This is a genomic window from Burkholderia territorii (assembly GCF_902833055.1).
Taxonomy (GTDB): domain Bacteria; phylum Pseudomonadota; class Gammaproteobacteria; order Burkholderiales; family Burkholderiaceae; genus Burkholderia; species Burkholderia territorii.
In genome coordinates this window covers 46,695-71,065 of record NZ_CADFEJ010000024.1, presented here as the reverse complement: position 1 = coordinate 71,065, position 24,371 = coordinate 46,695, and the positions used below count along the sequence as shown (strand labels likewise).

Below are 24,371 nucleotides of genomic sequence, written 5' to 3'. Positions count from 1 at the left end.
CATGTCGATCGCTCCGTTGCCCCGTCCCGTCAGCCCGCCAGAGGCCCGTTATCGCGACTTCCTCGCCGCACTTCGGGCGGCCGGATTCGCAGGCGAAATCCGTGCGGACCATGCGAACCGGACCGTGCAGGCGACCGACAATTCGATCTACCAGCGCTTGCCTCAGGCGGTGGTTTGCCCCGCGCATGCGCAGGACGTGCGGCTGCTCGCGCGGCTGCTGGCCGAGCCCGCGCACCGCGACATCGCGGTGGCGGCGCGCGGCGGCGGCACGGGTACCAACGGGCAGTCGCTGACCGACGGCGTGGTCGTCGATCTGTCGCGCAACATGAACCGGATCCTGGAAATCAACGCGGACGAGCGCTGGGTGCGCGTGCAGGCGGGTGTCGTCAAGGATCAGCTCAACGCCGCGCTGAAGCCGCACGGGCTCTTTTTCGCGCCCGAGCTGTCGACGTCGAACCGCGCGACGGTCGGCGGGATGATCAATACCGATGCGAGCGGGCAGGGCAGCTGCACGTACGGGAAGACACGCGACCACGTGCTCGCGCTCGACTTCGTGCTGATGGGCGGCGAGCAGTTGCACAGCGACGCGCTCGCGGACGACGAGCTGGAACGCCGCTGCGCACGGCAGGACCGGATCGGCAAGGTCTATCGCACCGCGCGTCGCATCAGCGACGAAAAGGCCGCGCTGATCGACGCGAAGTTTCCGAAGCTCAATCGCTGCCTGACCGGCTACGATCTCGCGCACCTGCGCGAGGCGGACGGCCGCTTCAACCTGAACAGCGTGCTGTGCGGCGCCGAGGGCTCGCTCGGCTTCGTCGTCGAGGCGAAGCTGAACGTGCTGCCGATCCCGAAGTATTCGGTGCTCGTCAACGTGCGCTACGCCGGCTTCATGGACGCGCTGCGCGATGCGCGTGCGCTGCTCGAACTCAAGCCGCTGTCGATCGAGACGGTCGACTCGAAGGTGCTGATGCTCGCGATGAAGGATTTCGTGTGGAGCAGCGTGGCCGAATATTTTCCGCAGGACGATGCGCGTCCGACGCTCGGCATCAACCTGATCGAATTCAGCGGCGACGATGCCGACGACGTCGATGCGCGCGTGCGAGCATTTGTCGAGCAATTGCGCACCGACACGAGCGTCGAGCGGCTGGGCCACACGCTCGCGGCCGGCGACGATGCGGTGAAGCGCGTGTACGCGATGCGCAAGCGTGCGGTCGGCTTGCTCGGCAACGTGCAGGGCGAGGCGCGTCCGCAGCCGTTCGTCGAGGACACCGCGGTGCCGCCCGAAAATCTCGCCGCATACATCGCCGAATTTCGTGCGCTGCTCGATAGCCACGGGCTGCAGTACGGGATGTTCGGTCACGTCGACGCGGGCGTGCTGCACGTGCGCCCGGCGCTCGACATGAAGGATCCGAAGCAGGCCGCGCTGGTGCGGCCGGTGTCGGACGCGGTGGCCGAACTCACGCAGCGGCATGGTGGCCTGTTATGGGGCGAACACGGCAAGGGCGTGCGTTCCGAATATGCGCCGGCGTTCTTCGGCGAGTTGTATCCGTCGCTGCAACAGCTGAAGGCCGCGTTCGATCCGCACAACCAGTTCAACCCGGGCAAGATCGCGACGCCGCCGGACAACACGCTGCGGCTGCTGAAGATCGACGAAGTGCCGACGCGCGGCGACCACGACCGGCAGATCGACGAGCGCGTGTGGCAGAGCTACGGCACGGCGATGCACTGCAACGGCAACGGCGCGTGCTACAACTTCGATCCGGACGACGCGATGTGCCCGTCGTGGAAGGCGACCCGCGAACGCGTGCAGTCGCCGAAGGGACGCGCGTCGTTGATGCGCGAATGGTTGCGTCTGCAAGGACAGGCGGGCATCGACGTGGTCGCGGCGGCGCGCGCGCCGCAGCCGTTCATGCGAGGCCTCGTGACCCGCTGGCGCAACAGCCGTGCCGCGCGTGACGGCGAAGCCGACTTCTCGCACGAGGTATACGACGCGATGGCCGGCTGCCTCGCATGCAAGTCGTGTGCGGGGCAGTGCCCGGTCAAGGTCAACGTGCCCGAATTCCGCTCACGCTTTCTCGAGCTGTATCACCAGCGTTACCAGCGCCCGCTGCGCGACTATCTGATCGGCTCGCTCGAATTCACGATGCCGTGGATGGCGCGCGTGCCCGCGCTGTACAACGGCCTGATGCGCGCCGGCTGGGTTCGCACGCTGCTCGAGCGGCACGTCGGCATGGTCGACAGCCCGCTGCTGAGCCGCTTCGACCTCGCGGCCGTGACGCGGCAGTGGAACGTGCGGCCGGCCGATCCGCGCGCGCTCGCCGCGCTGAGCGATGCGCAGCGCGCGCGCAGCGTCGTGATCGTGCAGGACACGTTCACGCGCTATTTCGACACCGAGCAACTGGCGACGCTGATCGAGCTGGCCGCGCGCATCGGCTTCCAGGTGTGGCTCGCGCCACTCGCGCCGAACGGGAAGGCGCTGCATGTGCAGGGTTTCCTCCGAGCGTTCGAGCGGGCGGCGATTCGCAACGCGACGCAACTGGCCGCGCTCGCGCGCTCGGGTGTCGCGCTGGTCGGCCTCGATCCGGCAATGACGCTGACGTATCGGCAGGAATACCTGAAGGTGACGGGGCTCGCCGACGTGCCGAAGGTTGCGCTGCCGCAGGAGTGGTTGTTGCAGGCGCTGCCCGAAGCGGATGCGGGGGCGGAGGCGGTGGTTGCGTCATACCGGTTGCTTTTGCACTGCACGGAGAAAACCAACGCGCCGGATAGCGGCAAGCAATGGGCGCAGGTATTCGCGCGGCGCGGGCTGCGATTGAAGGTGCAGGCGACCGGGTGTTGCGGAATGTCGGGGACCTACGGGCACGAGGCGCGCAACCTGCAGACGTCGCGGACGATCTATGCGCAATCGTGGGCCGCGCATGTCGATGCGCCGGAAGCGGAAGGTGAAGCACTCGCGACCGGGTATTCGTGCCGCAGCCAGGTGAAGCGGATGGCGTCGCGCCAGGTGCGCCACCCGCTGCAGGCGCTGCTCGATCACGTGCGGGCGGCGGCCTGACGGGCCGGCTGAGCGTGTCGCGCGGCAGCGTGCGTGACGGTATCGAGCGTGCGCCGGAGCGAACGGCACGTGCGGCGCCTGGCCCGGCGCCCGCGCTGGTTCAGGAACCGGCTTTCGTGGTCTTGCTCGCGCGCGGCTTGCGCGCCGCGGGAAACGCGCCGACGCCGCGCGGCCGTTTCGGCTCGATGCCGGTTTTACCGATCACGCGCCGAAAATCGATCTCGTGCGCGGCCAGCGCGCCGATCAGCGTCGCGATGACCGCGAGGTGGGAGGGGACGGTGCCCTTGCTCGAATAGTTCGTGATGGAACTTTCGTTCATCCGGATCAAACGGGCGAATTCTCGCGCCGTCAACTGCGCTTTCTTCAACTCCTGTTGAAATTCCGCATACGCCATTGCACACATGTCGCTTCGTCTCCGCAAAACTTGAATCGGCACCGCGCGGCGCCGGCGCCGACGGGTGGCGTTCCCGTCGTGCCGGCGTCGTGGGGCGTTACATCTTCACCTGGTCGAGGAACGTCTTCTTGCCGCTCTTGTAGCCGTAGATCGAGATGATCCCGTGCGTCAGGTCGCCCTTCGCGTCGAACGTCGTCGTGCCGATCACGCCTTCGTACTTCGTCGACGGCATCGCCGCGAGGATCTTCGCCGGGTCCGTCGAGTTCGCGCGCTTCATCGCGTCGACCGCGATATAGACCGCGTCGTACGCAAACGGCGCATCGAACTTGATGCCCTGGTTGAAGCGCTTCTGGTACTTGGCGAGGAACGCCGCGCCGCCCGGCATCTTCTCGAGCGCCGCGCCGGCCTGCGAGCACAGCACGTTGTCGGCCGCCGGGCCGGCCAGCTCGGCCAGCGAGTCGGTGCACACGCCGTCGCCGGACAGGATCTTCGCGCGCAGGCCGAGCTGCTTCGCCTGCTTCGCGAGCGGGCCGCCAGTGGCATCCATGCCGCCGTACATGATCGCGTCCGGGTTCTCGCCCTTCACCTTCGTCAGGATCGCGCGGAAGTCGACAGCCTTGTCGTTGGTCGCGTCGTGCGACAGCACCTTCAGGCCGAGCGCCTTCGCCTTCTTCTCGAACTCGTTCGCGAGGCCCTGGCCGTACGCGGTCGAATCGTCGATCACCGCGACGCTCTTCACGCCCTTCGACTGCGCGTAGCTCGCGAGCGCCGGGCCTTGCTGCGCATCGGTGGCGACCACGCGATACGTGGTCTTGAAGCCCTGCTGCGTGTAGGTCGGGTTCGTGGCCGACGGCGAGATCTGCACGATGCCCGCGTCGCTGTAGATCTTCGATGCCGGGATCGACGTGCCCGAGTTCAGGTGGCCGATGACGGCGACGACCTTGTCGTCGACGAGTTTCTGTGCAACCTGCGTGGCCTGGCGCGGGTCGGCTGCGTCGTCCTGCGCGTCGAGCTGCAGCGTGATCTTCTTGCCGCCGATCGTCAGGCCCTTCGCATTGATTTCCTCGACCGCGAGGCGTGCGCCGTTCTCGTTATCCTTGCCGAGGTGCGAAATGCCACCCGTCGTCGGTTCGACGCTGCCGATCTTCACGACCTGGTCGGCCATCGCGCCCGATGCGGCCATAAATGCGGCGGCTGCCAGTGCGACGGTTGCCAGGGGTTTGCAGCGCATGCCGACAATGCTTCGTTCCATCTGCCATCTCCGTTGATTGATATTTCTAATGTCGTCCGGTGCGCGGCGCGCCCTCGTGAGGTGCTCGGCGTGCCGGACGCGTCTCCGCGACCCGTGACGGGTTCGGCTTGCGTGTCGCCTGTTGTCGGGGCCGGCGAGCGACGCCTGCGCCACGCAGTGTCCGAGCGAGCGGACGATTTCGTCTGACGACACGCAATTGGTATGAATATATCCGAACCCGTTTGTGCCCGCTTCCGCGAATTGCCCAGCCTTGCGCAAATGTGATGCGACTGCGCGGTCTTTCGTGCAGATGTGATCCTTGTGATCACCGATTGCTCCGATTATTCGACCGGGCCGCCATCGGTGACCATGGACAGTGCGCTGCAATCAATCGCGAACTGTTCGGTCGGTTTGTCTGCACACTTCCATCGTCATGCTTCGGCAAGGTCGCGAACCATCCAATGCAACTAACGGTCAGGCCTGCTCGCGACCATGAATTGGCGCGAAGGCGTCGAGGCTCTCCATGTGTTCCCGTTTTGCAGTGGACCGAGCCCGGCCTGGCCGAACCGCGGGATCGTTCTTCGAGCGAGTATCGCCGTCCGCCGAAACCGCGCGCCCGTTATGTCCGTCCGCGCAAGGCCACGAATATCACGCCGGCAATGGCCAGCAGGCCCCCGCACACGGTCTCGATGCCGGGACGCTCGCCCGTGAGCGCCATCGACAGCGCCGTCGCGACCGCCGGTGTCAGGTAGAGGAAATTGGCGGCGCGTGCCGCGCCGAAGTAGCCGAGCGCGAAGGTCCACGTCGCATAGCCGAGCGCGGCGGGAAAGACACCGAGCACGAGGACGGCGAGCGCCGTGTCGCGCGAAGCACCGCCGCCGAGCGACGCGAGCGCACCGGGCAACCACGGCGTGAGCAGCAACGCGCCGGCCAGCAGTGTGTACGCGGCGCAGGGCAGTGCGCCGTACACGGGAATCAGCCGCCGCTGCAACACGAAATAGCTGGCCGAACACAGCGCCGCGCCGAGAATCAGCGTGCTGCCGGAGCCGAGCACGAGACCGCCGGGCTGTCCGTGCGCGATCACGGCGATGCCGGCGAGACTGACCAGTGAGCCGAGCCATCCCCAGCGATTGAAGCGTTCGCGCAGAAATATAGCGGCCAGCAGCGCCGTGAAGATCGGCAGCGTATTGACGATGAAGCTCGCCGCGCCGGCCGACACGGTCTGCTCGCCGGTATTGAGCAGCGCGTTGTAGAGCGCGATGCCGAGCAAGCCGCACGCGAGAAAGCGCAACGCGTCGCCTTTGGCAGGCATCTTCGGCCGTCGCCACGCGAGCCATGCGAGCACGAGCACGGCGGCGGTCGCGAAGCGAGCGGCCGCGAGCTGCAGCGGGGCCAGCCCGTGCAGGCCGATCCGGATGAACGGGAAGGCGGAGGCCCACGAGACGATCGTGAACGCCACCGCGCCGGCCGCGACGAGCGGCAGTCGCGCGCCGCGCGACGACGGAGGAGAGAGCGTGTTCATGCGGCAATGGTGCGGCGTGGTCAGATGTTAAGCTAGCGCACAGATCAACATGCGGGTATGAATATGGCTCACAGCTCGATGCGCGCGCGGCGGTGCGTTGCCAACGCGCTGCCGGCCGTCCCGGCACCCGGCCCGCGACCGCCGTTGGCCAGCCTGGAGACTGTCTGCCTGGTGGCGCGCCATGGTTCGTTTCTGGCGGCCGCCGACGCCTCGGGCGTCACGCATGGCGCGATCAGCCGGCGTGTGGCGGCCGTCGAGAACTGGCTGGGCATGGCGTTGTTCGAACGTCATGCGCGCGGCGTGCGGCTGACGCCGGACGGTCAGCGCTTCGTCGGCCGGATCGAGCAGGCGTTCGCGATCATCGACGGCGCGGCCGATCAATGGCGCTCGCCGCGCACGCCGCGACTGGTCAGGATGAGCGTGGTGCCGGCATTCGCGCAGCTCTGGCTGCTCGAGCGCCAGCATGCGCTCGAGAGCGAAGCGCCCGCGTTGCGCATCGATCTCGGCATCGAGCTTCGCAACGTGGATATCGCCGGCGGCGAAGCGGATCTGTCGATCCGTTACGGGCGCGGCAACTGGCGCCAGCTCGAGACCCGCGAGTTCATGCCGGAAACGCTTTATCCAGTCGCGCATCCGCGGCTCGCCGCGCAACTGGCCGCACTGCGCCGCCGAAACGGCGACGCAGCGCTGCTTGAGATGCCGCTCTTGCACGACTCCGACGTCACCGGCTGGCGTACCTGGTTCGACGCGCTCGGCATTCCGTTCAAGCCGCGCGCGCAGGATCGCCGCTTCGAGGACTACAACCTGGTGCTCGCGGCGGCCGAAGCGGGGCTCGGCGTGGCGCTGGCGCGGGTGCCGCTCGCGGAAGCGTATCTTCGGCGCAGTGCGCTCGTGCGCGTGAGCCGGCATGAAGTCGAGTCGCTGCTCAGGTATCACTTCGTGCACGCGAAGGGCGAGAGTCGCCCGGAGGTGCTCGCGCTGATGGAGCGGATGCGGGCGGCGCTCGGGTAGGCGCCGGAAAGCCGGGGCCCGCGACGCAACGTGCGTCGGCGCCGCTGGTGCTCGACCGCGGCCATGGGATCGTCGACAATGCGACCGCGGAAAACCGCGAGACCCGAAGATGAACGAGAATCGACAGTTTTTGCAGACGTGCGGATGCAGAGGGAGAGAGTGAGTAATGAATAGACCAGACAAGTCGTCGAAAGCGCGTGCGGCGCTCGACCAGCTGTTTTCGGGCATGGCGCCCGCGGATGCGCAGCAGCGCGCGTCGCGTCCGGGCAATCCGTTCGAAGCGGCAGGCGACCCGGCCGGTGCCGACGGCCGGGTCGAAGTCACGTTGTCGACGAGAATCCAGCTGCGCGGCTATCCGGGCGCCGATGCGTTCATGAAGCGCATGGCCGAAGCCTGGGGCCTCACCTGGGGGCCGTACGACGCCGTGCGGGCGACGGCGACGCTGCCGGCCGGCTGGCGCTCGCGCCGGCTGCCGGAAGTCACGCAGATCGTCGACGAACGCGACGTGCTGCGCGCGGAAAGCAGCCTGCAGGGCGGCGAGATGTCGTATCTGAAAGTGCATCCGCGTTATTACATCGATGCGCGCAAGGGAGTGGGCTGGCGCAAGGCGTCGAAGGCGTCGGACGATCCGGATCTCGACGGCCCCGACTGGAACTGCTACGTGATGGATCGGGAAAAGTCCGTCGAAGTGCACGAGCTGACGACGTCGTCGTCGAAGGCCGACCTGGACAACGCGCGTGCGACGTTGCTGAAATGGCTCGACGAGCACTACCCGAAGCATCGCGATCCGTTCGCGTACTGGACGGATTGCGAACGTCCGTTGTAAGCCGCGCATGGCGGCCGGTCGTCGCGGAGGTGGATGCTTGAAGCAGACCGGTGCGGTTCCGATTCTCCGGGCAGCATGCTGCGCGGCGGTTTGCTCGACGATCATCGAGTTGCTGCTCTGGCCAATTGCCGGCGAAGACGCCATTCACGATCTGCTTCGCGATGCGCGCCTGACGGCCGCCATCGTGATGGGGCGATCCATCCTCAGTGCGCCCGCGGGCTTCGATCCGACGATCATGGGCGTGGCGACGATGGCGCATGCCGTGCTGTCGCTCGCCTATACGGTCGTGCTGGCGAAGCTGGTCCGCGGCCGGTCACTCGGCGCCGCGCTCCTCGCGGGCGCCGCGTTCGGGCTCGTTCTGTACGGCATCAACCTGCACGCGTTCACCGCGATCTTCCCGTGGTTCGTCGCGGCGCGCGGCGTGATCACGCTGGTTGCCCATGTGGTGTTCGGTGTCGTCGCAGCCGGCGTTTACTGCTTCGCCCGGCGGTTGCCGCGCACGTGAGCGCCGACGGTTCCGGCTTCAGGCGCCACACATCTGCGTATTGCCGATTGCCGGAAACGGAAATAGCGGCGCTCGTTGCACGCTTCAGGAGCCTGCGAAAACGCCCGTTGTAACAAATTGTTTCGGCGCGGCAACAGGCTCCCGCGTACCAGCCGAGGCGGTACAGGACGCGCCGGCGTCCATCCGGGCGGTGCGGCTCGGACGGGCCGGGAGCGGCCGGCGGATTCGCAGGCGCCGGCCGGTCCACGGAGCATCTGTCACAAGCCGTCCTGGCCCGCGCGGCACGGCCAATCGGAACGTAACCCTCGTGCGCAGCCAATTGCACCGGGCTCCACCCTCGGCCTCATCGACCGGGAGGCTCGCAGGATCGATCGGTGTTGCGCGAAGCGGCAGCGCTGCCGGCGCGGCCGGCAAAGGTCGGCATGGGCCACGTTCCGTCTGTTCCCGAAGGCGGTCGGAAGGCCGATGAAACCTCCCTCACGACATGTTGCAGGACCTCTTGAATTTTCCGATTGTTGCACTAGTTTACGGATCGCTCAGGCAGTCGCGCTAAGCGCTGCGTGTTTCGATTTGTTTGTCGGCGGGGTTTCCCGCGGGCAGGCGAACTGGAGCGCGTGGTTCCGTTCGTCTCTCGCGAAGGGCCCCGGTTTCAAGGAGCCAGTCATGAGCGATCTCTTCTTCGGCACGGATCTGCTGGGCGAATTCGACCGCCTGCAACGGCAGATGGCCAGCCTCTTTGCGGGATATCCCGCCAGTCTGCGCGCTACGCGCAGCGAAACCTTTCCTGCGGTGAACATCGGCAGTACCGACGATACCGTCGAGATCGTCGCATTCGCGCCGGGGCTAGATCCGTCCGCGATCGAAGTCTCGATCGACAAGGGACTGCTGACGATCAGCGGCGAGCGCAAGCCGCCCGAGGCGAATGTGGGCGACGAAACGCGCGTCTATGCGCGGGAGCGCTTCATGGGCGCGTTCCGGCGGGTGATCGAATTGCCGCAGCACGCCGATCCGGACAAAGTCAACGCGCGGTATGTGAACGGTTGCCTGACCATCAGCGTCGGACGTTCCGAGGCATCGAAACCGCGCGCCATTACCGTCCAGTGAGTGTTGATCGACGCATGAAACGAATGGAGGACATCATGAACGACAGCAACGAACTGACGACCCGGCAGGGAAGCACCGGCGTTGCCGGCCCGGCGGGCGGGGAGCCGGCAAAGCAGGTCACCCGCGTCGCGCCTGCCGTCGATGTGTTCGAGGACAATCGCGGCATCACGCTGTACGCGGATCTGCCGGGCGTGTCCCGCGACAAGCTCGAAGTGCAGGTGCGGGACGGCAACCTGACCGTCGAAGCCGAAGCGGTCATCCCGACACCGTCGGGGCTGCGCCTGCAGCACGGCGAAGTCCGGCATCCGCACTTCTGGCGAGCGTTCACCATCAGCCCGGATTTCGACGTGTCGCGCATCGATGCACAACTACGCGACGGCGTGCTCACGTTGACGATTCCGCGCCGCGAGGAGGCGAAGCCGCGACGCATCCCGGTGAGCGTCGAATAGACGGAAGTATCGGCGCAGATCCGGACGTACTGCGCGGCAGGCGAGACCTGCGCCGATTCGACCGTCATTCGGGCGAAGCCACGGGCGAGGACCGAAGCGAAAGCTGGAATGCTTGCCGGCACGTTCCCGTATGTTCCGGCGCGGCATTTTCGGGTGCAAAACCGCGCGTGTTGGACGCCCGGAAGAGTCGTTCGCGGGTTGACGCTTTCGATGCGATGCGCGTCGTCTCGGCGACAGGACGCGGGGCGTGCATCCGGGGACGAACGTGCGCGCGACATGCGCCATCGACAGCGGTCTTGCGCGTAGTCGTCCGGCTTACGGTTTCATCGTTGACTGGAGACGAAGATGCTCAGTCCACACGAATTCGCGACATTGATGTTGGTCCGCGAAGCGCCGGACCAGATCGACATGAACAGGACCGAACTCGATGCACTGCTCGAGCGCCAACTGGTCATGCTCGAGCATTGCACGCCCGGAAGGCGCGTTGCACACCTGACGCACAAGGGACGATGGATGCTCGATGCCCTCCAGCGCTGTAGCAGTGCGCGTCGCGGAAGCACGACGTTCTCGGCGAACGACGCGCCGAACGACGGCGATGTGTTCTGTCCGCCACGGGGAAGCGCGACGGAGATCGCGGCGCCTGAAAGCGTGGCCTGACTAGCCGCTTCGATCAGCAGATCCGGCGGCACTGAATCATGTACGCCGCACGCTCACGCGTCGTGCCGGCGTGATGCATTCCTCAGCACGAGCGCCATCAGCTGCCGCCGCGAATCGACGCCGAGCTTCGCGAACGCACGCTTCGCGTAGGTATCGACGGTCGACGTCTTGACACCCATCGACTGCGCGATCGCCGCCGACGTCATGCCCTGGATGAACGACGCGCACACGTGCATCTCGCGCGCGGTCAGTCGTTCGTGCCATTCCGGAAGCCATTGCGCGACGAGGTCGAGATCGAGCTCGTCGCGCGGCGCTTCGTCCGCGCACGCCGCGCCGAGCAGCCGCTTGTGCGCGGAGGCCATTGGCAGCACGACCTGCGACAAATGCTTCAGCAGGCTCAGTTCCTTCAGTGAAAACGGCGGCAGCCGCCGCGAGCGCGCGACCGACATCGAGTAGCGCGTGCCGCCGGTCACGCCCGCGACCACGCATTCGTCGTGAATGTCGCCGGCGTCGAAGAACAGGTGCCGCAACTCGCTCGCAACCCGCTGCGACGACACCTGCAGCAGCTGCGTGTCGCTTTCGCTCTCGATGGCCGCGTACGTGACGTCCTCGCTCGCGTAGCTGCGGTAGTAATGGCGCATCACCTGCGCGACGAGTTCCGGCTCGCGGCCGAAGCTGCCGATCCAGCCGACGCTGCGCCTGCCCGACGCCGCGCCACGTTCGTAGTCGAGATGCACCGCGTCGAAATCGACGTAACGCACGAGTGTGTCGTACACGGTGCGCATGAACTGCGGTGTCCCGATCGCCTGCGCGATATCACCGAGCGTATCGGTCACGAACGCGACGTGGCTCAGCGGGAGATCGGGGGCGGAAAGCGCAGCGCTCATGACGTCGTGTATCGAGGAAACCGGGTTGCGCTACAGGTATCACGAAAATTTTCGACTGCCTACGCGGGAATCTACCCAACCGGCCCCGAACGACGGTCGCGTTTGTCCCGGTTTTCGGGACTGACGATGCGAGCCGCGACCTCTACATTGCCCCTTGTGCTGAACCCCGCCAGACGGCGTTGACGCCGGTTCAAATCCGGACCCGGCGGCACGGCCGATACCCATTACAAGGAGAGTCCCCATGCGTATCCGTTTCCGTCGCCGCGCGGCCGTGCGCGCTGCGCTCGCCACGTCGGCGGCGCTGGCCGTCGCGGCCGCCCAGCCAGCCCGTGCGGGCGATGCCAACCTGAACGTGTACAACTGGTCGGAGTACATCGCGAAGGACACGGTGCCCGGTTTCGAGAAGCAAACGGGCATCAAGGTGCGCTACGACAGCTACGACAGCGACGACACGCTGCAGACCAAGCTGCTCGCGGGCAGCTCGGGATATGACATCGTCGTGCCGACGTCGAACTATCTTGCGCAACAGATCCAGGCCGGCGTGTACCAGAAGCTCGACAAGTCGAAGATCCCGAACCTCGCGAATCTCGACCCACTCTTGATGAAGATGATCGCGAAAGCCGATCCGGGAAACCAGTACGGCGTACCGTGGGCTTGGGGCACGACCGGCATCGGCTACAACGTGGAGGCGGTGAAGAAGCGGCTCGGCGATACGGCGCCCACCGACAGCTGGGCGTTGCTGTTCGATCCCGCGAACGCGGCGAAGCTGAAGGGCTGCGGCATTTCGCTGCTCGATGCGCCGGACGCCGCGTTTGCTGCAGCGCTGCAGTACATGGGCAAGGACCCGGAGAGCAAGAACCCCGCCGATTACCAGGCCGCGTACGACGTTCTGAAGAAGATTCGTCCTTACGTGACGCAGTTCAGCTCGGTCGGCTATGCCGACGATCTTGCGAACAACGACGTATGCGTCGTGCTCGGCTGGTCCGGCGACGTCAGCGTCGCACGGCGCCGCACGCTGGATGCGAAGCGCTCGTACGAGATCCGCTACGTGAATCCGAAGGAAGGCGGGCTGCTGTGGTTCGACGTGATGGCGATCCCGAAGGATGCGCCGCACCCCGAGGCCGCGCTGAAGTGGATCAACTACATCGAGGAACCGAAGACCAACGCGGCGATCACGAACGAGATCTTCTATCCGAGCGCGAACAAGGCCGCGAAAGCGTTCGTGACGCCTGCGATCGCGCAGGATTCGGGCATCTACCTGTCGGACGGCGCGATCGCGAAGGCATCGCTCGCGATGCCGCGCAGCGCGGATATCGCCCGGATGCAGAACCGGTTGTGGCTGCAACTGAAGTCGGGCGGTTGAGGGCGACGATCATGAACCATTTCGCATTCGCCCCGCCGGCTGCCGTCGAGCGTGGCAGCCGGTCCACGCACGACGCGTTCGTGCGCATCGAAAACGTCGTGAAGAAGTTCGGCGACAGCACGGCCGTCGACAACGTCAACCTGACGATCGCGAAGAACGAACTGTTCGCGCTGCTCGGCAGCTCGGGCTGCGGCAAGTCGACGCTCCTGCGCATGCTCGCCGGGCTCGAGACGGCCACCTCCGGCAAGATCTTCGTCGACGGCGAGGACCTCGCGTCGCTGCCGCCGTATCGCCGGCCGGTGAACATGATGTTCCAGTCGTACGCGCTGTTTCCGCACATGTCGGTCGAGTCGAACGTCGCGTTCGGCCTCAAGCAGGAAGGCACGCCGAAGAACGAAATCAGGGAGCGCGTGGCCGACGCGCTAGCGCTCGTGCAGATGAGCAAGTACGCGAAGCGCAAGCCGCATCAGCTGTCGGGCGGCCAGCAGCAGCGCGTCGCGCTCGCCCGCTCGCTGGTGAAGCGCCCGAAGCTGCTGCTGCTCGACGAGCCGATGTCCGCGCTCGACAAGAAGATCCGCCAGAAAACCCAGCTCGAACTCGTGAACATCATCGAGAAGGTCGACGTGACCTGCGTGATGGTCACGCACGACCAGGAAGAGGCGATGACGATGGCAAGCCGCCTCGCGGTGATGAGCGAAGGCAAGATCGTGCAGATCGGCACGCCGGGCGAAGTGTACGAGTATCCGAACAGCCGCTTCTCGGCCGAGTTCATCGGTTCGACGAACCTGTTCGAAGGCCGCGTGGTGGAGGACGAACCCGATCACATCTTCGTCGAAAGCGACGCTCTCGAAGCGAGGATGTACGTGAGCCACGGCGTGACCGGCCCGCTCGGCATGCCGGTCGGCATCTCGGTGCGCCCGGAACGCGTGCACGTGTCGCGCGAGAAGCCCGGCTCGCATCACAACTGGGCGCGCGGCGTCGTGACCGACATCGCGTACATGGGCGCCTACTCGCTGTATCACGTGCGTCTGCCCAGCGGCAAGACGGTGGTGTCGAACCTGTCGAGCTCGCACCTGATGCACGACAGCGCACCGGCGTGGAACGACGACGTGTTCGTGTCGTGGTCGCCGGCCAGCGGCGTCGTGCTGACGCAGTGAGGGCGACATGACGAGAACTTGTGCTTCCGCCGGGTCCGCGCTGTCACGCTTCCTTCCGTCGGGCCGCGGTATCGCGATCGGCGTGCCGTTTCTGTGGCTCGCGATCTTCTTCGCGTTGCCGTTCGTGCTGGTCCTGAAGATCAGCTTTGCGAACCAGATGCTCGGTATCCCGCCGTACACCGCGCTCGCGCGACTGGAAGCCGGCACGTTACAGGTCGTGCTGTCGGTGAAGCATTACGCGCTGTTGCTGCAAGACGACCTGTACCTGAAGACCTACGTCAGTTCGTTGAAGATGGCCGCCGCGTCGACGCTGATGTGCGTGCTCGCGGGCTATCCGATCGCGTACTGCATTGCCCGTGCCGCGCCGGCACGCCGGAACCTGCTGATGATGGCCGTGATGCTGCCGTTCTGGACGTCGTTCCTGATTCGCGTCTATGCGTGGGTCGGGATCATGAAGGACGACGGCCTGCTGAATCGCGCGCTGGCGGCGCTCGGCGTGATCGCGGCGCCGCTGCGTCTCTATCACACCGACGCGGGCGTCTACATCGGGATGGTCTATTCGTACCTGCCGTTCATGGTGATGCCGCTCTACGCGCACCTCGTGAAGATGGATCTCACGCTGCTCGAGGCCGCGCACGATCTCGGCGCGACGCCGTGGTCCGCGTTCTGGCAAATCACGCTGCCGCTGTCGAGGAACGGGATCGTCGCGGGCAGCCTGCTCGTGTTCATTCCGGCCGTCGGCGAATACGTGATTCCCGAATTGCTCGGCGGCGCGAACACGCTGATGCTCGGCCGCGTGATGTGGGACGAGTTCTTCAACAACATGGACTGGCCGATGGCGTCCGCGGTGACGGTGACGATGGTGGCGCTGCTACTCGTGCCGATGGCGGTGCTCCATTACAGCCAGGCCGAAGCGGAGGGGCGCTCATGACCCGCGCGAATCGCCTGTGGTCCGCGTGCGTGCTGGGCGCGGGCTTCCTGTTTCTGTACGTGCCGATCGCGAGCCTCGTCGTCTATTCGTTCAACGCGTCGAAGCTGGTGACGGTGTGGTCCGGTTTCTCGTTGCGCTGGTACGGCGCGCTGCTGCACGACGACGAACTGCTGACGGCCGCATGGCTGTCGCTGAAGATCGCGCTGCTGACGGCAACCGCGTCGGTCGCGATCGGCACCTGGGCCGGCTTCGTGCTCGCGCGCTTCGGCCGCTTCAAGGGCTTCACGTTTTATGCGGCGATGATCAACGCGCCGCTGGTGATTCCCGAAGTGATCCAGGGCATCTCGCTCTTGCTGCTGTTCGTCGCGATGCAGCAGACCTTCGGCTGGCCCGCCGGACGTGGGTGGCTGACGATCTGGATCGGTCACGTGATGCTGTGCCTGTCGTTCGTCGCGGTGATCGTGCAGTCACGCGTGAAGGAACTCGACCGCTCGATTGAGGAAGCCGCGCTCGATCTCGGTGCCCGGCCATTGAAGGTGTTCTTCGTGATCACGCTGCCGTTGATCGCGCAGGCGCTGGTGTCGGGCTGGCTGCTCGCGTTCACCGTGTCGATCGACGACGTCATTCTTTCCGCCTTCCTGTCGGGCCCCGGTTCGACGACGCTGCCGCTCGTCGTGTTCTCGCGCGTGCGGCTCGGACTCAACCCGGAGATGAACGCGCTCGCGACGGTGTTCATCACGGTCGTGACGATCGGCGTCGTCGTCGTGAACCGCTCGATGCTGGCCCGCGAGCGCCGGACGGCCCGCGACGCCCGCGCATGGCACGCGGCCGCTGCGCTCGAAGCGCCTGCCGAAGGGCCCGCGTCGACGCCAGCTCGCCCGTCGGACGCGCACGCGCTGCACGATCCCGCACCGCACCGCACCTCATGAAGTGAAGAACGACAAGGAGACGTCGAATGAAAAAGAAGATGCTTTGCGCGTTGATCGCCGGTGCGTTGCCGGGGTTGGCCGCAGCGAGTTCGAGCGCCGGCGACATCAAGGCGCTTCAACGGCAGATCGCCGAGTTGCAGCGGCAGATGAGCGCGCTGCAATCGCGGCTGGCGGCGAAACCGTCGGCTGCCCCGGTGCCGCCGACCGCTGCGGCGAGCACACCCGCTGCCGATCCGTCGGCGCCCGGTTACGGGCAGGCACCGGCCATGCTGACCAACGACGACGTGACCGAAATCCGTCAGCAGGTCGCGAACCAGCAACTGAAGGTCGACTCGCTGACCGACGCCGCGCGCACCGGCCCGATCGCCGGGCTGTCGGTGACCGGCTATCTCGATCCGACCTATGTATACAACCGCGGCGCCGGCACGTCGTCGTTCCAGTTCGCGAACCATGAGAACGCGTACACGTATTACAACAGCACGTTCGGCGACGTATTCCTTGACATCAAGAAAACGTTCGGCGTCGGGCCGACCGCACCGTCCGCCGAGATCTCGCTGATGCCGAACCGCGGCGCCGGGCTGTCGATGATGACGGGCAGCGGCGCGAGCGGTCTCGATATCGTGAACACGGCCGTCGTCACCGTGCCGCTGTCGGGTACGACCGCGTTCGTCGGCGGCCTGGTGCTCGGCTTCGGCGGCTACGAGTATCAGCAGTCGAACCAGATGCTCACGCTCACGCACAACTTGCTGTACGACTTCTCGGATCCGGGTTCGTCGATCGGAGCGGGCATCAACTACCTGAGCCCGAGCGGCCAGTGGGCATGGAAGTTCTTCATCGGAAACGAGCAGTTCCGCAGCGCCGGCGCGCTCACGCAGACCGGCGTGAATGCCCTCGGCGACCCGATCACGACGAGCAACAAGGTGCCGACCTTTACCGCGCGCGTCGACTACATGCGCGGCAGCGCACTCGACATCGGCGGGTCGATCAACATCGGCCGGCAGACGCTGCCGAGCGCGGTCGATCCGGCCACCGGCAACGTGCACTACGGTGTCGGCGGCAATGCTCCGAGCGCATACGGCGCATTCTTCTTCGCGGAAGCCGATGCGACCTACACGCTCGCCGACGCGCAGTACAACGCCGAGCTCGATTACGGCCAGCAACAGCACGGCGCGTTCAATGGCGGCCTGGCGCAATGGTTCGGGTTGTCGCTGCTCGCGCATCGCAAGTTCAACGTGCCGGTGGTAGGCCGCATGGGCGCGACGTTGCGCTATGACCTGCTCGTCAACCGCAGGAATGGCGGCGGCGGATCGTCGATCGGCCTGAACGGCAACGGGATGGATCCGTACAACGGCTTCGGCATCGATGCGGACTGCCTCGCGATGTCGAAGGCGAACGGCGGCGTTGGTTTCGAGTGCAAGGGCGCGACGCGGCAGGCGGCCGCGTTCGACCTGCTGTTCTATCCGACCCAGCAAGTCACGGTCAAGGTCGAGTATCGGCACGACTGGGCGAGCAACAAGGTATTCCTGCGTCACGACGGGTCGTACGCGAAGTCGAACGACCTGCTCGCGACTCAACTCATCTACGCGTTCTGACACGACGCCGTTCGCGAATGTCACTCATGCTCAAGTTTGAAAATCAGCAACATGTTCAGTCCTACTATGCAGATACCGCGAACGACCGGACCCGCCATCCGTCGCTGGACGGTGCCGTATCCGCCGACGTCTGCGTGATCGGCGGCGGGCTCACCGGCTTGTCCGCGGCGCTCGATCTTGCCGAGCGCGGTCATTCGGTCGTGCTCGTCGAGGCGTCGCGGATCGGCTGGGGCGCCAGTGGACGGAACGGCGGTCAGTTGATCGCCGGTTACTCGTGCGATATCGACACGTTCTCGGCCCATCTGCCGGAAGACGACGTGCGGCAGATCTGGGAGATGGGCCTCGAATCGGTCGATATCGTCAGGCGGCGGGTTGAGCGGCATGGCATCGACTGCGACCTGACCGTCGGCTATCTGACGGCAGCGAACAAGCAGCGCCATCTCGATGCGCTGCGCAAATGGCGCGACGCCGCGGCAAGCCGCTTCGGCTATCGCGGCTACGAGATCGTCGAGCGTGCCGACATGCCGCGCTTCGTCGCATCGGACCGTTACGTCGGCGGCCTGCGCCACGAAGGCAGCGGCCACCTGCATCCGCTGAACTACACACTCGGCCTCGCACGCGCGGCGCGTGCGGCAGGCGTGACGATCCACGAGGGCACGCCCGCGCTCGCGCTCGACCGCGCCGCACCGCATCACCGTGTCAGGTGCGCGCGCGGCCACGTGGATGCGCGCTACGTCGTGCTGGCCGGCAACGCGTACCTCGGGCGGCTCGCGCCGGGCCTGGCACGCAAGATCATCCCGGTGGCGACCTACGTTATCGCGACGGAGCCGCTCGGCGCAGCACGCGCGGCCGAGACGATGCCGGCCGATTCGGCGATCAGCGATTGCAATTCGGCGCTCGACTATTTCCGGCTGACGCGCGACCGGCGATTGCTGTGGGGCGGCAAGGCGAGCAGTTCGACGCGCACGCCGCGCGATCTCGCGGCGGCGATGCGGCGCGACATGCTGAAGACGTTCCCGCAGCTCGCCGACGTGCGGATCGACTACGCGTGGGGCGGCCTGATCGACGCGACGATGAACCGCGCGCCGCATTTCGGGCGGCTCGAGCCGACCGTGTATTTCGCGCAGGGCTTCTCCGGGCATGGCGTGAACGTGACCGGCCTCGCCGGGCGGCTGATCGCTGAAGCGATCGACGCACAGGCTGGGCGCTTCGACCTGTTCGGACGGATTCGCCATCGCGACTTTCCGGGTGGACGCATGCTGCGTACGCCGATGCTGGCGCTCGCGATGGCATGGCACCGGACGATGGACCTGCTTTGACCCGTGCGGCGCGGTTCGCATGATCGCGCGGCCGCGAATCGTTTCGACCATTCACTCATGCGCTGGAGGCAATCATGACCCACGTCACCCATCTCGTCGACCTGATGCAGGCGCCGGCCCGGCTCACGCAGAGCCGCGTGCCGGCCGGGTTGCTGCTCGACGGCAATCCGATGCAGACGCTGTCGCATCACTACATCAGCCCGTGCGGGCAGTTCAGTTGCGGGATCTGGGAATGTACGCCCGGGCGCTGGACGATCGACTACGACGAGTCCGAGTACTGCGAGATGCTGAGCGGCGTCGCGATCGTGCGCGATGCCGATGGCGGTGAACGCGTGCTGCGCGCCGGCGACCGCTTCGTGATCCCGCCGGGCTTTCGCGGCACCTGGGAGGTCGTCGAGACGTGCCGGAAGATCTACGCGTCGCATGCGCCGCAGGCGGAGCCGTCGTGTGCGTAGTACGCGGCCGAATTCATTCGATCCAGTCATCAACGAGGAGCATCCCATGACCCAGGAATTGTGGCGTCTGAGCGCGGCCGAGATGGCCGCGCACGTCGCGCGGCACGACGTGTCGTCGACGGAACTCGTACACAGCTGCCTGCGGCGGCTCGAGCAGGTCAACCCCGTGATCAACGCGATCGTCGACGTGCTGGCCGACAGCGCGTTGCAGGCGGCGTCGGCCGCCGATGCCGCGATCGCGCGGGGCACGCCAGTCGGTCCGCTGCACGGCGTACCCGTGACGGTCAAGATCAACGTCGACACGGCCGGCCGTGCGACGACCAACGGCGTGCGCGCGTTTGCCGGCCTGGTCGCGCAGGACGACAGCCCGGTGACCGCGAACCTGCGCAACGCGGGCGCGATCGTGATCGGGCGCAGCAACGCGCCGGCGTTTTCATACCGGTGGTTCACCGACAACGACCTGCACGGCCGCACGTTGAATCCATGGAATCCATCATTGACGCCCGGCGGCTCCAGCGGCGGCGCGGCCGCCGCGGTCGCAGCCGGCATCGGCGCGATCGCGCACGGCAACGATCTCGGCGGTTCGATCCGCTACCCGGCCTACGCGTGCGGAGTGGCGGGGCTGCGGCCGAGCGCCGGCCGCGTGCCCGCCTACAACGGGACGCAATCGAGGGACCGCACGCTCGCCGTCCAGCTCGCATCCGTGCAGGGGCCGCTGGCACGCAAGGTCGGCGACCTGCGTCTCGCACTCGATGCAATGGCGGCGGGTGACGCGCGTGACGCATGGTGGATGCCCGTCGCACCGGCTGGACGCGATACGACGTTTCCCGCACGCGTCGCCGTGTGTCCCGTGCTGCCGGGCGTGCCGTCCGATCCGGTCGTCGTCGATGCGGTCCAACAGGCCGCGCGCTGGCTGGAGGAGGCCGGCTGCATCGTCGAGGAAGCGCAGCCGCCTCGGTTCGCCGAGGCATGCGCGCTATGGCTCGACCTCGTGACCAACGAGGCACGCAGCGGGCTCGGCGACGTGATCATGCAGCACGGCGACGCGGCGATCCGGACCGCGTTCGCGAGCCAGCGCAACCTCGCGACGCCGCTCGACCTGGCCGGCTATATGAACGGTCTGGCCCGGCGCACCGCGCTGCTGCGGGACTGGCAGCAGTTTTTCGCGCGTTACCCGCTGCTGCTGATGCCGGTGTCGTGTGCGCAGCCGTTCGCGATCGACGCGGACCAGCGCGGCGACGACGCGATGCGCGACATCGTCGACATGCAGGGGCCGCTGCTGGCGACCGCACTGCTCGGGCTGCCCGGGCTGTCGGTGCCGACCGGCGTGCGCGGCGGCGTGCCGACGGGCGTGCAGCTCGTCGCCGGCCGTTTCCAGGAGGCGCTGTGCCTCGCCGCCGGTGAAGCGATCGAGGCGCGCGCCGGCACGTTCACGCCGATCGATCCGGTGACCGGGTCGTGATGGCCGATCTTTGACGGAGAGGGAACACTCGTGAATCCATCCACATTCTCGGACTGGCAGGCCCGTGCGGCCGCGCTGGTGATCGAAGCACGCGCGTTCATCGACGGCGATGCGCGCGACGCGCGTACCGGGGCGACGTTCGCGTGCGTGAGCCCGATCGACGGCCGCGTGCTCGCGCAGGTCGCCGACTGCGGTGCCGACGACGTCGATGCGGCCGTGGCGGCCGCGCGCCGCGCGTTCGACGCGCAGGCGTGGGCCGGCATGAATCCGCGTGCCCGCAAGGCCGTGCTGCAGCGCTGGGCAGCGCTGATGCGCGAGCATCGCGACGAACTCGCGTTGCTAGAGACGCTCGACACCGGCAAGCCGATCGCCGATACGACGGCCATCGACATACCGGCCGCCGCGCACTGCGTCGACTGGTATGCCGAAGCCATCGACAAGGTCGGCGGCGAGGTCGTGCCGGCCGACCGCCATCTCGTCGGACTCGTCACGCGCGAACCGATCGGCGTCGTCGCGGCGGTCGTGCCGTGGAATTTCCCGCTGTTGATGGCCGCATGGAAATTCGCGCCGGCGCTCGCTGCAGGCAACAGCGTGGTGCTCAAGCCGTCGGAAAAGTCGCCGTTGACTGCGCTCCGCGTCGCGCAGCTGGCATGCGAGGCAGGCGTGCCGCCCGGCGTGTTCAGCGTCGTGCCCGGCGGGGCCGAGCCAGGACGGCTGCTTGCACAGCACCGTGACGTCGACTGCATCGCGTTCACCGGTTCGGCACGCACCGGGCAGCAGATCATGGCGTGCGCCGCGCAATCGAACCTGAAGCGCGTATGGCTCGAACTCGGCGGCAAGTCGCCGAACATCGTGTTGCCCGATTGCCCCGACCTCGATCGCGCCGCGCAGGCGGCCGCCGATGCGATCTTCTTCAACATGGGGGAAGTATGTACGGCGGGCTCGCGCCTGCTCGTGCATCGCGACATCAAGGACGCGTTCGTCGACAAGGTGGTCGCCGCGTCGCGGCGCTTTGCGCCCGGGCATCCGCTCGATCCTGCTGTCGCAATGGGCGCGATCGTCGATCGCGTGCAGCTCGAGCGCGTGTTGCGCTATATCGGCATCGGACGGGAGGAAGGGCGCCTGGTGACGGGCGGTGCGCGCGTGCGCGAGGAGACGGGCGGGTTCTACGTCGAGCCGACCGTGTTCGATGTCGACGCGCAAGCGACGCTTGCGCGCGAGGAGATCTTCGGGCCGGTGCTGTCGGTAATCGCGTTCGACGACGTCGACGCGGCCGTACGCATCGCCAACGACACCGAGTACGGGCTCGCGGCGGCCGTATGGTCGGCGGATCAGGCGACCGCGCACACGGTCGCGCGGCGCCTGCGTGCCGGCACCGTCTGGGTCAACTGCTACGGCGACGGCAGCGACGACATGAACTTCCCGTTCGGCGGATACAAGCAGTCGGGCAACGGTCGCGACAAGTCATTGCACGCACTCGACAAGTACACCGAACTGAAATCGACGATCGTGCGGTTGTAACGCCAGCGCGGCAGGCCGTCATGTGCGTGCCGCGCTTGCACGAACATTACTGCTCGGCGCCTTCCGCGTCCGCCGTCTCGCCGAGGAACCCGCCGCTCTGGTGCGCCCACAGCGCCGCGTAGATGCCGCCGGCCTGAAGCAGTTCCAGATGCGTACCTTCCTCGACGATGCGCCCTTCGTCGAGCACGATCAGCCGGTCCAGCGCCGCGATCGTCGACAGCCGGTGCGCGATGGCGATCACCGTCTTGCCGTGCATCAGGGTGTCGAGACTGCGCTGGATCGCGACTTCGACTTCGGAATCGAGCGCGCTCGTCGCTTCGTCGAGCACGAGGATCGGCGCATCCTTGAGCATCACGCGCGCGATCGCGACGCGCTGCCGCTGGCCGCCCGACAGCTTCACGCCGCGCTCGCCGACCTCGACGTCGTAGCCGCTACGCCCATGCCGGTCGCGCAGCCGCTCGATGAAGTCGGACGCTTCAGCACGCACGGCTGCGTCGCGCATCTCGTCTTCGGTCGCGTCGGGGCGGCCGTACAGAATGTTCTCCCGCATCGTCCGGTGCAGCAGCGACGTATCCTGCGTGACCATCCCGATCGCCGCGCGCAGGCTGTCCTGCGTCACGTGCGCGATGTCCTGCCCGTCGATCCGGATCGCGCCGCCGTCGACGTCGTAGAAGCGCAGCAGCAGGTTCACGAGCGTCGACTTGCCGGCGCCCGAGCGGCCGATGAGGCCGATCCGCTCGCCGGGCCGGATCGTCAGGTTCAGCCCGTCGAACACGGGCGTGTCGTTGTCCTCGTGCGCGAAACGCACGTTATCGAACACGATGCCGCCGCGCTGCACGGTGAGCGTCTTCGCATCGGGTGCGTCGACCACGCTGCGCACCTTCGTCAGCGTGTTGATGCCGTCCTGGATCGTGCCGACGTTCTCGAACAGTTCGGTCATCTCCCACATGATCCAGTGCGAATAGCTCGACAGGCGCAGCGCCATCGCGACCACGGCCGCGACCACGCCCGCGCTCGCGTCGCCGTGCAGCCACAGATAAAGCGCGACGCCGGTCGAGCCGATCAGCAGCAGCGTCGACAGCAGATGGTTGACGACCTCGAACGCGCTGACCAGCCGCATCTGCGCATCGCCGGTCACCTTGAATGCCTCCATCGCGCGCCGCGCGTGGTCGGCTTCCCGGCGCGTGTGCGAGAACAGCTTCACGGTCGTGATGTTCGAATAGGCGTCCGTGATGCGGCCTGTCATCAGCGCGCGCGCGTCGGCCTGCCGGCTGCCCACAGCGCCCAGGCGCGGCACGAAATACGCGCACGCGACGCCGTAGCCGAGCGCCCACAGCGCGAGCGGAATCATCAGCCGCCAGTCGAAGCTCGCCGCGAGCGCGAGGATGCCGATCAGGTACGCGCCGACGCCGATCACGACGTCGACCGACATGAACAGCGCGTCGCGCACGGCGAGCGCGGTCTGCATGATCTTCGTCGTCACGCGGCCCGCGAACTCGTTCGCGTAGAACGACAGGCTCTGGTCGAGCATCAGCCGGTGAAACAGCCAGCGCAGCCGCATCGGGAAGTTGATCGCGAGCACCTGATGCTTGACCATCGTATGCAGCGCGATCAGCAATGCGCTGCCCGCGAGGATCGCGGCGAAACCGGCGAGCGTGCCGAAGTGGCGGACGCCGAAGTCGGCAGGCGTGGCCGACGACAGCCAGTCGACCACGCGTCCCATCATCGCGAACAGCGCCGCCTCGTAAGCGGCGAGCGCGGCCGACGTCAGCGCGATCAGCAGAAGCCAGCTGCGCGCGCCTTTCGTGCACGCCCAGACGAACGAGAAGAATCCCTTCGGCGGCGTGGCGGGATCCTCGAGCGGGAATGTCGGCAGGCGCCGTTCAAACCACGAAAACATCGAACCTTCTCCTTGATGCGGCGAGGGCAGGTGGCCGCCCCGTGATGCATGTTTCATGTGCGTCGTGCGGTACGCATTCGCTGCGAGCGAATCCATGACTC

21 protein-coding genes are annotated in these 24,371 nt (G+C 66.8%); 16 read left to right on the top strand and 5 right to left on the bottom strand.

Annotated features, from left to right (window positions below; translation table 11 throughout):
* Position 1: 1 nt before the first annotated feature.
* Positions 2–3,055 carry a D-2-hydroxyglutarate dehydrogenase YdiJ gene (ydiJ, locus tag HW466_RS27470; protein ID WP_174905587.1) on the top strand — a complete coding sequence of 1,018 codons (3,054 nt, stop codon included), beginning with the start codon at positions 2–4 and terminating at the stop codon, positions 3,053–3,055.
* 100 nt (positions 3,056–3,155) lie between these two features.
* Here ydiJ and HW466_RS27465 read toward each other — a convergent pair whose 3' ends face one another.
* The 3 genes from HW466_RS27465 to HW466_RS27455 all read right to left on the bottom strand — a co-directional run bounded on the left by HW466_RS27465 (position 3,156) and on the right by HW466_RS27455 (position 6,202).
* Positions 3,156–3,458, bottom strand: coding sequence for a hypothetical protein (locus HW466_RS27465; protein ID WP_059451695.1), 303 nt, complete (start codon positions 3,456–3,458; stop codon positions 3,156–3,158).
* An 88-nt stretch (positions 3,459–3,546) separates the two neighbouring features.
* Positions 3,547–4,701, bottom strand: coding sequence for a branched-chain amino acid ABC transporter substrate-binding protein (locus tag HW466_RS27460; protein WP_059804562.1), 1,155 nt, complete (start codon positions 4,699–4,701; stop codon positions 3,547–3,549).
* A 598-nt stretch (positions 4,702–5,299) separates the two neighbouring features.
* Positions 5,300–6,202, bottom strand: coding sequence for a DMT family transporter (locus tag HW466_RS27455; RefSeq protein WP_059541471.1), 903 nt, complete (start codon positions 6,200–6,202; stop codon positions 5,300–5,302).
* 57 nt (positions 6,203–6,259) lie between these two features.
* On the opposite strand from HW466_RS27455, the gene HW466_RS27450 reads away from it, so the two are divergent.
* From HW466_RS27450 to HW466_RS32005, 6 genes are all read left to right on the top strand, one after another.
* The gene (locus HW466_RS27450; RefSeq protein ID WP_151005353.1) at positions 6,260–7,213 is read left to right on the top strand and encodes a LysR substrate-binding domain-containing protein; all 954 of its coding nucleotides are present in this window, start codon (positions 6,260–6,262) and stop codon (positions 7,211–7,213) included.
* A gap of 166 nt (positions 7,214–7,379) precedes the next feature.
* Positions 7,380–8,039 carry a hypothetical protein gene (locus HW466_RS27445; RefSeq protein ID WP_059505829.1) on the top strand — a complete coding sequence of 220 codons (660 nt, stop codon included), beginning with the start codon at positions 7,380–7,382 and terminating at the stop codon, positions 8,037–8,039.
* Between the two features lie 7 nt (positions 8,040–8,046).
* Positions 8,047–8,544: a sodium:proline symporter gene (locus HW466_RS27440; RefSeq protein ID WP_420908229.1), complete on the top strand. Its 498-nt coding sequence runs from the start codon at positions 8,047–8,049 to the stop codon at positions 8,542–8,544.
* Positions 8,545–9,207: 663 nt separating this feature from the next.
* Positions 9,208–9,648 (top strand): Hsp20/alpha crystallin family protein, encoded by a 441-nt coding sequence (locus tag HW466_RS27435; protein WP_059451689.1) that lies wholly within the window; start codon positions 9,208–9,210, stop codon positions 9,646–9,648.
* A gap of 35 nt (positions 9,649–9,683) precedes the next feature.
* A complete protein-coding gene (locus tag HW466_RS27430) occupies positions 9,684–10,097 on the top strand; it encodes an Hsp20/alpha crystallin family protein (RefSeq protein ID WP_059451739.1) in 414 nt (137 codons plus the stop codon).
* A gap of 345 nt (positions 10,098–10,442) precedes the next feature.
* Positions 10,443–10,754, top strand: coding sequence for a hypothetical protein (locus HW466_RS32005; protein WP_239006227.1), 312 nt, complete (start codon positions 10,443–10,445; stop codon positions 10,752–10,754).
* A 53-nt stretch (positions 10,755–10,807) separates the two neighbouring features.
* Here the strand turns inward: HW466_RS32005 and HW466_RS27420 are convergent, their stop codons facing one another.
* The gene (locus HW466_RS27420; RefSeq protein ID WP_060348768.1) at positions 10,808–11,641 is read right to left on the bottom strand and encodes a helix-turn-helix transcriptional regulator; all 834 of its coding nucleotides are present in this window, start codon (positions 11,639–11,641) and stop codon (positions 10,808–10,810) included.
* Between the two features lie 241 nt (positions 11,642–11,882).
* Here HW466_RS27420 and HW466_RS27415 point away from each other — a divergent pair, with 241 nt between their 5' ends.
* From HW466_RS27415 to HW466_RS27375, 9 genes are all read left to right on the top strand, one after another.
* Positions 11,883–13,004, top strand: coding sequence for a polyamine ABC transporter substrate-binding protein (locus HW466_RS27415; RefSeq protein ID WP_174905588.1), 1,122 nt, complete (start codon positions 11,883–11,885; stop codon positions 13,002–13,004).
* Positions 13,005–13,015: 11 nt separating this feature from the next.
* A complete protein-coding gene (locus tag HW466_RS27410) occupies positions 13,016–14,161 on the top strand; it encodes an ABC transporter ATP-binding protein (protein ID WP_151005297.1) in 1,146 nt (381 codons plus the stop codon).
* Between the two features lie 7 nt (positions 14,162–14,168).
* Positions 14,169–15,092: an ABC transporter permease subunit gene (locus HW466_RS27405; protein WP_151005295.1), complete on the top strand. Its 924-nt coding sequence runs from the start codon at positions 14,169–14,171 to the stop codon at positions 15,090–15,092.
* Positions 15,089–16,021 carry an ABC transporter permease subunit gene (locus HW466_RS27400; protein ID WP_151005293.1) on the top strand — a complete coding sequence of 311 codons (933 nt, stop codon included), beginning with the start codon at positions 15,089–15,091 and terminating at the stop codon, positions 16,019–16,021. Before HW466_RS27405 ends, HW466_RS27400 begins: the two co-directional genes overlap by 4 nt.
* 26 nt (positions 16,022–16,047) lie before the next feature.
* Positions 16,048–17,613: a DUF3138 family protein gene (locus HW466_RS27395; RefSeq protein ID WP_151005291.1), complete on the top strand. Its 1,566-nt coding sequence runs from the start codon at positions 16,048–16,050 to the stop codon at positions 17,611–17,613.
* Between the two features lie 26 nt (positions 17,614–17,639).
* Positions 17,640–18,932, top strand: coding sequence for an NAD(P)/FAD-dependent oxidoreductase (locus HW466_RS27390; RefSeq protein ID WP_151005290.1), 1,293 nt, complete (start codon positions 17,640–17,642; stop codon positions 18,930–18,932).
* Positions 18,933–19,006: 74 nt separating this feature from the next.
* Positions 19,007–19,387 (top strand): cupin domain-containing protein, encoded by a 381-nt coding sequence (locus HW466_RS27385; RefSeq protein ID WP_059810166.1) that lies wholly within the window; start codon positions 19,007–19,009, stop codon positions 19,385–19,387.
* 46 nt (positions 19,388–19,433) lie between these two features.
* Positions 19,434–20,849 (top strand): amidase family protein, encoded by a 1,416-nt coding sequence (locus tag HW466_RS27380; protein ID WP_151005288.1) that lies wholly within the window; start codon positions 19,434–19,436, stop codon positions 20,847–20,849.
* Positions 20,850–20,879: 30 nt separating this feature from the next.
* The gene (locus HW466_RS27375; RefSeq protein WP_174905589.1) at positions 20,880–22,370 is read left to right on the top strand and encodes an aldehyde dehydrogenase; all 1,491 of its coding nucleotides are present in this window, start codon (positions 20,880–20,882) and stop codon (positions 22,368–22,370) included.
* 46 nt (positions 22,371–22,416) lie between these two features.
* Here HW466_RS27375 and HW466_RS27370 read toward each other — a convergent pair whose 3' ends face one another.
* Positions 22,417–24,270 (bottom strand): ABC transporter ATP-binding protein, encoded by a 1,854-nt coding sequence (locus HW466_RS27370; RefSeq protein WP_060348800.1) that lies wholly within the window; start codon positions 24,268–24,270, stop codon positions 22,417–22,419.
* Positions 24,271–24,371: the final 101 nt, after the last annotated feature.

Bases quoted from the DNA above. Each gene is read 5' to 3' on its own strand.
- ydiJ (WP_174905587.1), top strand. From the start codon at position 2: ATGTCGATCGCTCCGTTGCCCCGTCCCGTCAGCCCGCCAGAGGCCCGT.
- HW466_RS27465 (WP_059451695.1), bottom strand. From the start codon at position 3,458: ATGTGTGCAATGGCGTATGCGGAATTTCAACAGGAGTTGAAGAAAGCG.
- HW466_RS27460 (WP_059804562.1), bottom strand. From the start codon at position 4,701: ATGGAACGAAGCATTGTCGGCATGCGCTGCAAACCCCTGGCAACCGTC.
- HW466_RS27455 (WP_059541471.1), bottom strand. From the start codon at position 6,202: ATGAACACGCTCTCTCCTCCGTCGTCGCGCGGCGCGCGACTGCCGCTC.
- HW466_RS27450 (WP_151005353.1), top strand. From the start codon at position 6,260: ATGAATATGGCTCACAGCTCGATGCGCGCGCGGCGGTGCGTTGCCAAC.
- HW466_RS27445 (WP_059505829.1), top strand. From the start codon at position 7,380: ATGAATAGACCAGACAAGTCGTCGAAAGCGCGTGCGGCGCTCGACCAG.
- HW466_RS27440 (WP_420908229.1), top strand. From the start codon at position 8,047: ATGGCGGCCGGTCGTCGCGGAGGTGGATGCTTGAAGCAGACCGGTGCG.
- HW466_RS27435 (WP_059451689.1), top strand. From the start codon at position 9,208: ATGAGCGATCTCTTCTTCGGCACGGATCTGCTGGGCGAATTCGACCGC.
- HW466_RS27430 (WP_059451739.1), top strand. From the start codon at position 9,684: ATGAACGACAGCAACGAACTGACGACCCGGCAGGGAAGCACCGGCGTT.
- HW466_RS32005 (WP_239006227.1), top strand. From the start codon at position 10,443: ATGCTCAGTCCACACGAATTCGCGACATTGATGTTGGTCCGCGAAGCG.
- HW466_RS27420 (WP_060348768.1), bottom strand. From the start codon at position 11,641: ATGAGCGCTGCGCTTTCCGCCCCCGATCTCCCGCTGAGCCACGTCGCG.
- HW466_RS27415 (WP_174905588.1), top strand. From the start codon at position 11,883: ATGCGTATCCGTTTCCGTCGCCGCGCGGCCGTGCGCGCTGCGCTCGCC.
- HW466_RS27410 (WP_151005297.1), top strand. From the start codon at position 13,016: ATGAACCATTTCGCATTCGCCCCGCCGGCTGCCGTCGAGCGTGGCAGC.
- HW466_RS27405 (WP_151005295.1), top strand. From the start codon at position 14,169: ATGACGAGAACTTGTGCTTCCGCCGGGTCCGCGCTGTCACGCTTCCTT.
- HW466_RS27400 (WP_151005293.1), top strand. From the start codon at position 15,089: ATGACCCGCGCGAATCGCCTGTGGTCCGCGTGCGTGCTGGGCGCGGGC.
- HW466_RS27395 (WP_151005291.1), top strand. From the start codon at position 16,048: ATGAAAAAGAAGATGCTTTGCGCGTTGATCGCCGGTGCGTTGCCGGGG.
- HW466_RS27390 (WP_151005290.1), top strand. From the start codon at position 17,640: ATGCTCAAGTTTGAAAATCAGCAACATGTTCAGTCCTACTATGCAGAT.
- HW466_RS27385 (WP_059810166.1), top strand. From the start codon at position 19,007: ATGACCCACGTCACCCATCTCGTCGACCTGATGCAGGCGCCGGCCCGG.
- HW466_RS27380 (WP_151005288.1), top strand. From the start codon at position 19,434: ATGACCCAGGAATTGTGGCGTCTGAGCGCGGCCGAGATGGCCGCGCAC.
- HW466_RS27370 (WP_060348800.1), bottom strand. From the start codon at position 24,270: ATGTTTTCGTGGTTTGAACGGCGCCTGCCGACATTCCCGCTCGAGGAT.